Source organism: Flavobacterium columnare NBRC 100251 = ATCC 23463 (assembly GCF_002530675.1).
Taxonomy (GTDB): Bacteria; Bacteroidota; Bacteroidia; order Flavobacteriales; family Flavobacteriaceae; genus Flavobacterium; species Flavobacterium columnare.
The window spans coordinates 39,841-47,231 of record NZ_PCMX01000032.1; the positions used below are offsets into that span (position 1 = coordinate 39,841).

Genomic DNA, 7,391 nt, shown 5'->3' on the forward strand with positions numbered 1-7,391 from the left:
TTTTCGGGATTTTTTTTATCTAAACTGTAACAAAAAAAATCATATTACGTCTTACTCTACAGAATCAAATTTAATTCTAAAAGTACCTTGTATTACACGATATCACTTTTACTTTAAATTGTTTCAATCATCATCAATCAAAATTATCAATCAAAATGAAAAGAAAAGCAATTTTAGTTTGCTTACTAGCTGCTATGGCCTGTATGCAAGCACAAACTCCAGTAGTTTCTACTAGTAATAATAACACGATTAATGCAAATACTACGGGATCTTTATCGGGTAAAATAATCGACAAAAAAAACAATTCTCCTCTCCCTTATGTTTCTGTAACAATAAAAAGCGAAGGAAAAACAATATCCGGAGCTATTACAAAGGACAATGGATTATTTACTATTACCAATCTCCCTCTTAAAAATCTAGTCCTAGAGATTATTTATATGGGGTATAAAAAATACATTAATACGATAATACTAACCCCAGAGAATAAAAACATCAATCTAAAAAACATTGTATTAGAAGAGGAATCGAAACAATTAAATGAAGTAAGCATTACAAAAGAAAAATCATCAATTGAACAAAAAATTGACAGAAAAGTAATTACAATTGGCAAAGATTTACAAACAGCAGGTGCTACCGCTGCTGAATTAATGAATAACATTCCTACCGTAAGTGTTGATGTACAAAATAATACCGTGAGTTTAAGAGGAAATGAAAATGTTAAAATTTTCATTGATGGTAAACCCTCTAATCTTTCTGCTGCTCAAGCCTTACAACAAATACCCTCTACTGCTATAAAACAAATTGAACTGATTACCAATCCATCTGCAAAATACAATCCTGAAGGAATGAGTGGTATTATAAACATTATACTCAACAAAAACTCAAATTTAGGTTTTAACGGAACTATAACTACAGCTGTTAGTTTTGCTATTAAACCTAAATTTAATGGTTCTATAGATTTAAACTACCGGGTTAATAAATTTAATTTCTATACTACTTATTCCTTAAATCATGGAAAAAACACAAATTACGGTCTTATAAATTGGAACAAATACAATAGTACAAAAGATTATGATCTTGCTATTGATGTGGTTCATTTCCGAAAAAATAATTTTACTAAAATAGGAACTGATTTTTATATTAATGATAAAAATACACTTTCATTTTATTCTATTCAAAATTTTGACAACCCAGCCGTTGAATTTAAAAACGGTATCCATTATTTAGATAGTAATCTTAAAGATTTACAAACACAAGAAGCTAATGGTTTAGAAAGAAATCAGACCTATAATCTTGCTTACAAACACAAATTTGATAAGGAAAATAAAACACTAGATATTGAGTTAAATTACAATACAAATGATGATCCCGAAAATAGTCTTTTTAAAGACCTCAATAACAATATCAAATTTACAAACAATGTTCAAAAAAACGGTACAAACTTTATAGGCAATATTGATTTTGTAAATCCTATAAACGAAACTTCTAAAACAGAACTCGGGGTAGAAAGCCGATTAGATGATACCAATAATAAAATTCAGGTTAATTCTGTTTTTGATGCTCATTTTAATTTTAAAAGAAATATTTATTCTGCTTATGGAAATTACAGCAAAGAATTAGGTAAATGGAATTATCAGATAGGTCTTAGATTAGAAAGTTATGAAGCAAAAGGCAATTTTCAAAAAATAGGAACTACAGACAAAATTTTTTCAGATTACATTTTTACGCTATATCCCTCTACTTTTTTAACGTATAATTCATCCGAAAACAATTCATTTAACCTTAACTATTCTAGAAGAGTTGACAGACCTAATATGGATCAGATTAATGAAATCAGACAATGGAATGGCATTACTATGCAGCAGGTAGGAAACTCTAAATTAAGACCTCAATTTACCAATTCTATTGAATTGAATTACACTCGAAAATTAAAAACAGGATCTTTTACATCAGGTTCCTTTGTACGTTTTATTCAGAACCAAATTAGTCAAATTATTACTACAAATCCTGATGAACCAACAAAACAACAATTAACCTTTACTAATTTTGACCGCAATACAGAATATGGAATTGAATTATCTGGTAACCTAGATTTAAAAAAATGGTGGAGTGTAAACTTTGGTTCTGATAGTTATTTTACTCATTCAACAGGTATTATAGAAAAGAGAGAGGGCAACTTATATACACAAAGCATCAATGCAATTCTATTTAATAGCAGAATAAATCACACTTTTAAACTAACTAAAGACTTTCGCTTAATTTGGTTTACCATGTACAGAGCAGGTCAAAACGGTTTACAATTTTCTAATAAAGATATGTGGAAAACAGACTTAGGTGCTCGATTGAGTTTATTAAATGGAAAAGGATCTTTAAGCATTCGATACAATGACATTTTTAATACAATGAGAGCGCGTTTTTATAGTAACGAACCTGCTCAAATTAACGGAAACTTTAGGTGGGAGAGCCAAACTATAAATATTAATTTCAATTATCGTTTTGGCAGTGGCAAAAATAAAACCCTAGATAGAAAACAAAGAAATCAAGAAGAATCACAAGGAGGAGGATTATTTTAAATTTATACCATTTAAACTTTGAAATTTCCTCATAATACTATTTTTTTAACCTTGAGACTGTCCAAAAAGTTCGCAATCTTGTATTTCGACCAAAGGGAGAAATCACATACTATTGATTATGAGACTCCTCCTTACGTAGGAGTAACAAACTGTATGTTGATTTAGACACTATCCTACAAAAGCAATAAAAATTAGTGTTGATTCTCGATGCGCTTCGCGCTCGAACTAATGATGATTTCAATTATATACTCAACCGTTTGTTCGAGTTGTTTTAAAATAAAAAAAACAGATCGAGAATTTCACTTTTTAATCCAGTATATTTTAAGTTTAAATGGTATTACTTATAATTTAGTCTGCAAAGCAGGCAACTTACTGCGTTTCCAGGTACTACTCAAAAATCCGTAATGCTATTTTAAAAAAAGTTTCTGGGGAGTACATGCAAGGCAAAACGCCTTGTGCACTCCTCCAAAAAAACGTTGCCTGTAATACCGCCACCGAGAATCCTCCGAAATTTAAGATCAACATCAAAGATTATTTTTTGTAAATTTGACCAAGAAAACAAGTTGAGAATATGAAGGCAAAATACATCAATCCCTTTACCGATTTTGGGTTTAAGAAGATATTTGGGGAAGAAGCCAGCAAAAACCTGCTTATCGACTTCCTCAATGCCTTGTTGCCAGAATATGACCAGATCAAAGAACTTTCTTTTAAAAACACCGAACAACTCGGGCAGAGTGACCTCGACAGAAAAGCCATCTACGACATCTATTGCGAAAACGAAAAAGGCGAAAAATTCATCGTAGAACTCCAAAAAGCCAAGCAAAACTACTTCAAAGAAAGAACCATCTATTACTCCACATTTCCCATTAGAGAACAAGCCGAAAAAGGAGAATGGAACTATAATTTGAAAGCGGTTTATTGCGTAGGTGTTTTGGATTTTACTTTCGACGATTACGAAAGCGAACCCGAAAGAAGCGAGGTAGTGCATACCATCAAGCTGAAAAACCAAAACGGAAAAATATTTTACGATAAACTGACCTATATCTACTTGGAAATGCCCAATTTTAACAAACAGGAAAACGAATTAAGCTCCCGTTTGGACAAATGGTTGTATTTTATCAAAAACTTGGAAGACTTTCAAAGTATTCCCACAATTTTCAAAGACGAAGTATTTACCCAAGCCTTTGAAAAAGCAGAGTTGGCAAATTTAGGGCAATTGGATTTAGACAAATACGAGAGCAGTCTTAAAGTTTACCGAGATCTAAAAGGCGTTATCGACACTGCTTTCGATGAAGGAAAGATGGAAGGGTTAATTGAAGGATTAATTGAAGGAGAAATAAAAGGGAAGATTGAAGGAAAGATTGAAACGGCTAAATCCTTAAAAAAATTAGGTGTTTCAGTAGAAATAATTACGCAGGCAACAGGCTTAACCAAAGAAGAAATCAACAAACTATAATAAGGTGCTACTGCCAACAGCTAAGGTTTCGTTGGGCTCGAAGAACCAACAATGAATTGTAATCACTGAACACAAAAAAACAAATAAAAACAAAGTGAAGTAAACCCGTGTTGAACGGAACCGCTTACACTTCCGCCCACTATGGGGATTTCAAACTAAAAATTTAAGGATATACAAGAGGCATTTAACGCCTCTTTTTTTTGAAGTCTACTTTAGGTGTTTTTTATAGTGATTTCCTTCACTTATGCCCCCCCTACTACTCAAAAATCCGTAATGCTATTTTAAAAAAAGTTTCTGGGGAGTACATGCAAGGCAAAACGTCTTGTGCACTCCTCCAAAAAAACGTTGCCTGTAATACCGCCACCGAGAATCCTCCGAAATTTAAGATCAACATCAAAGATTATTTTTTGTAAATTTGACCAAGAAAACAAGTTGAGAATATGAAGGCAAAATACATCAATCCCTTTACCGATTTTGGGTTTAAGAAGATATTTGGGGAAGAAGCCAGTAAAAACCTGCTTATCGACTTCCTCAATGCCTTGTTGCCAGAATATGACCAGATCAAAGAACTTTCTTTTAAAAACACCGAACAACTCGGGCAGACCGACCTCGACAGAAAAGCCATCTACGACATCTATTGCGAAAACGAAAAAGGCGAAAAATTCATCGTAGAACTCCAAAAAGCCAAGCAAAACTACTTCAAAGAAAGAACCATCTATTACTCCACATTTCCCATTAGAGAACAAGCCGAAAAAGGAGAATGGAACTATAATTTGAAAGCGGTTTATTGCGTAGGTGTTTTAGATTTTACTTTCGACGATTACGAAAGCGAACCCGAAAGAAGCGAGGTAGTGCATACCATCAAGCTGAAAAACCAAAACGGAAAAGTATTTTACGATAAACTGACCTATATCTACTTGGAAATGCCCAATTTTAACAAACAGGAAAACGAATTAAGCTCCCGTTTGGATAAATGGTTGTATTTTATCAAAAACTTGGAAGATTTTCAAAGTATTCCCACAATTTTCAAGGACGAAGTATTTACCCAAGCCTTTGAAAAAGCAGAATTGGCAAATTTAGGGCAATTGGATTTAGACAAATACGAGAGCAGTCTTAAAGTTTACCGAGATCTAAAAGGCGTTATCGACACTGCTTTCGATGAAGGAAAGATGGAAGGATTAATTGAAGGATTAATTGAAGGAGAAATAAAAGGGAAGATTGAAGGAAAGATTGAAGGAAAGATTGAAACGGCTAAATCCTTAAAAAAATTAGGTGTTTCAGTAGAAATAATTACGCAGGCAACAGGCTTAACCAAAGAAGAAATCAACAAACTATAATAAGGTGCTACTGCCAACAGCTAAGGTTTCGTTGCGTGCGGAGCACGAACAATGAATTGTAATCACTGAACAAAAAAAAACAAATAAAAACAAAGTGAAGTAAACTCGTGTTGAACGGAACCGCTTACACTTCCGCCCACTATGGGAATATCGAAGTAAAAATTTAAGGATATACAAGAGGCATTTAACGCCTCTTTTTTTTGAAGTTATTTTATTTTGGTTTTTATACTATTCAAACTTTGAAATTTCCTCATAATACTATTTTTTTAACCTTGAGACTGTCCAAAAATTTCGCAATCTTGTCGATCAAAGGGAGAAATCACATAACGCTGATTATGAGACTCCTCCTTACGTAGGAGTAACAAACTGTATATTGATTTAGACACTATCCTACAAAAGCAACAAAAATTAGCGTTGGTTCTCGATGCGCTTCGCGCTCGAACGAACGATGATTTCAATTATATACTCAACAATTTGTTCGAGTTGTTTTTAAAATGAAAAAAAACGTATCGAGAACTTTACTTTTTAATCCAGTATATTTTAAGTTTAAATGGTACAAAACTACCAAGAACTAAATATTTAGATTAGTGTAAGCAATACAATAAATATTCAAAAAAGAGAAAAAAGGAATCAAAACGAGCAAAAACGTTCCAGATAGAATTGTCAGTATTAGCAAAAGTTATATCCGACCAATTCTAAACCACAAAGTAGCAATATATATTAAAAAATCCAGAAAATTCAAGGTTTTCAAATGGTATCACAAAGATAATCCATCTAGAGGACTTTTTATTTTAGAAAGTGTCACATCGGTGACATGCGTGTAAATTTGAGTTGTTTTAAGATTACTATGTCCTAAAAGCTTTTGCAAAAAACGAATATCTGCCCCTCCTTCAATTAAATGCGTAGCATAACTATGTCGCAATCCATGTATTCCAATAGTTTTGGTAATCTTAGCCTTTTTCATAGCACTTTTAAAAACAGCCTGAATACTACGAATCGAATAAGCGCCACCGTAAGCCCCTTCAAATAACCATGTCTTAGGACGATATTCTAAATAATAGGCTCGGAGGTCTTCTAAAACCGATTCAGGAAGATTCGTATAACGATCTTTTTTTCCTTTTGCATTTGTAATCAAAACCCGCATAGACTGACTATCAATATGTTCTATTTTTAGATTAACAATTTCACCCACGCGTAGTCCCATCCCGTAACATAATTTTAAAATAAGCCGATGCTTTTTATTTTCCAAAACTGAGAATAATTTCACAATTTCATTTTTGGATAACATTTTGGGTAATGTTAAAGGGCTTTTGGGTCTGGGAATATCAAAAAACATTTGCTCGCGATGCAAGACTTTTTCAAAATAAAATTTGATTGCATTAATTTTAGAGTTCATACTTTGCTCCTTAAGTTCATTTTTTTGCAAACAGTACAAAAAGTAATCTTTCAATCTATCTGGTGTTAGAGAATTTACAGAAACGTTCCCCAGTAGTGACAATAATTGCATAAACTCTTGCAGATAGGTACGCTTAGTGTGGGGACTGTAGGCCAGCAAATCTAAATGGTTGCAATATTGAGTTACAGCCAGGCGATTATTTTCTGAAATATGACTAAAAGTTTGCTCTTCCAAAGTTTTAAGAGGTAGTTTTAGCTCCTTACGAACGGTAGCTAAGTCAGGTAAATACCATGCTTTATGTGTACTACTATAACGGGCTGACGGAAAGCGTTCGCGGAGTGCGTCTTTCAAACTAAGCTGATATTTAAACTGAATCCAAATGATGTTTCGACCTTGATGCGTGCCGAATGAAAATTGATATTGTGATACATCCATAACTGCGCATTTTAAATATTTAAATATTATTTTTCGCAATAAAACTATATAAAGATACATAAAATACGCATTTGACATGTCTTTTAAAAGCATTGATTTTAAAGATTTTAGCTAGAATAACCTAGCTTTCTTTGTTTTTCCTTGTAATCATCGCTGAGTTGCGTATATTTGTGTGTTAGCAGAAAATTTTGAGC

The 7,391-nt window shown here is 32.9% G+C and carries 4 protein-coding genes and 1 pseudogene; 3 read left to right on the top strand and 2 right to left on the bottom strand.

Annotation, left to right across the window (positions count from 1 at the left end):
• Positions 1 to 155 precede the first annotated feature (155 nt).
• The gene (locus tag B0A78_RS05645; protein ID WP_065213186.1) at positions 156 to 2,573 is read left to right on the top strand and encodes an outer membrane beta-barrel family protein; all 2,418 of its coding nucleotides are present in this window, start codon (positions 156 to 158) and stop codon (positions 2,571 to 2,573) included.
• A 344-nt stretch (positions 2,574 to 2,917) separates the two neighbouring features.
• Here B0A78_RS05645 and B0A78_RS14830 read toward each other — a convergent pair.
• Positions 2,918 to 3,039 (bottom strand): annotated as a pseudogene (locus B0A78_RS14830) (transposase); the annotation flags it as partial.
• Positions 3,040 to 3,144: 105 nt separating this feature from the next.
• On the opposite strand from B0A78_RS14830, the gene B0A78_RS05650 reads away from it, so the two are divergent.
• Together B0A78_RS05650 and B0A78_RS05655 are read left to right on the top strand one after the other, a co-directional pair.
• Positions 3,145 to 4,029: an Rpn family recombination-promoting nuclease/putative transposase gene (locus B0A78_RS05650; RefSeq protein ID WP_065213185.1), complete on the top strand. Its 885-nt coding sequence runs from the start codon at positions 3,145 to 3,147 to the stop codon at positions 4,027 to 4,029.
• A 440-nt stretch (positions 4,030 to 4,469) separates the two neighbouring features.
• Positions 4,470 to 5,366, top strand: a complete 897-nt coding sequence (locus B0A78_RS05655) for an Rpn family recombination-promoting nuclease/putative transposase (protein ID WP_065213184.1) — start codon at positions 4,470 to 4,472, stop codon at positions 5,364 to 5,366.
• A gap of 757 nt (positions 5,367 to 6,123) precedes the next feature.
• Here the strand turns inward: B0A78_RS05655 and B0A78_RS05660 are convergent.
• On the bottom strand, positions 6,124 to 7,290 hold the full coding sequence (locus tag B0A78_RS05660; protein ID WP_205727444.1) for a tyrosine-type recombinase/integrase: 1,167 nt from the start codon (positions 7,288 to 7,290) through the stop codon (positions 6,124 to 6,126).
• Positions 7,291 to 7,391: the final 101 nt, after the last annotated feature.

Bases quoted from the DNA above. Each gene is read 5' to 3' on its own strand.
- B0A78_RS05645 (WP_065213186.1), top strand. From the start codon at position 156: ATGAAAAGAAAAGCAATTTTAGTTTGCTTACTAGCTGCTATGGCCTGT.
- B0A78_RS05650 (WP_065213185.1), top strand. From the start codon at position 3,145: ATGAAGGCAAAATACATCAATCCCTTTACCGATTTTGGGTTTAAGAAG.
- B0A78_RS05655 (WP_065213184.1), top strand. From the start codon at position 4,470: ATGAAGGCAAAATACATCAATCCCTTTACCGATTTTGGGTTTAAGAAG.
- B0A78_RS05660 (WP_205727444.1), bottom strand. From the start codon at position 7,290: ATGCTTTTAAAAGACATGTCAAATGCGTATTTTATGTATCTTTATATA.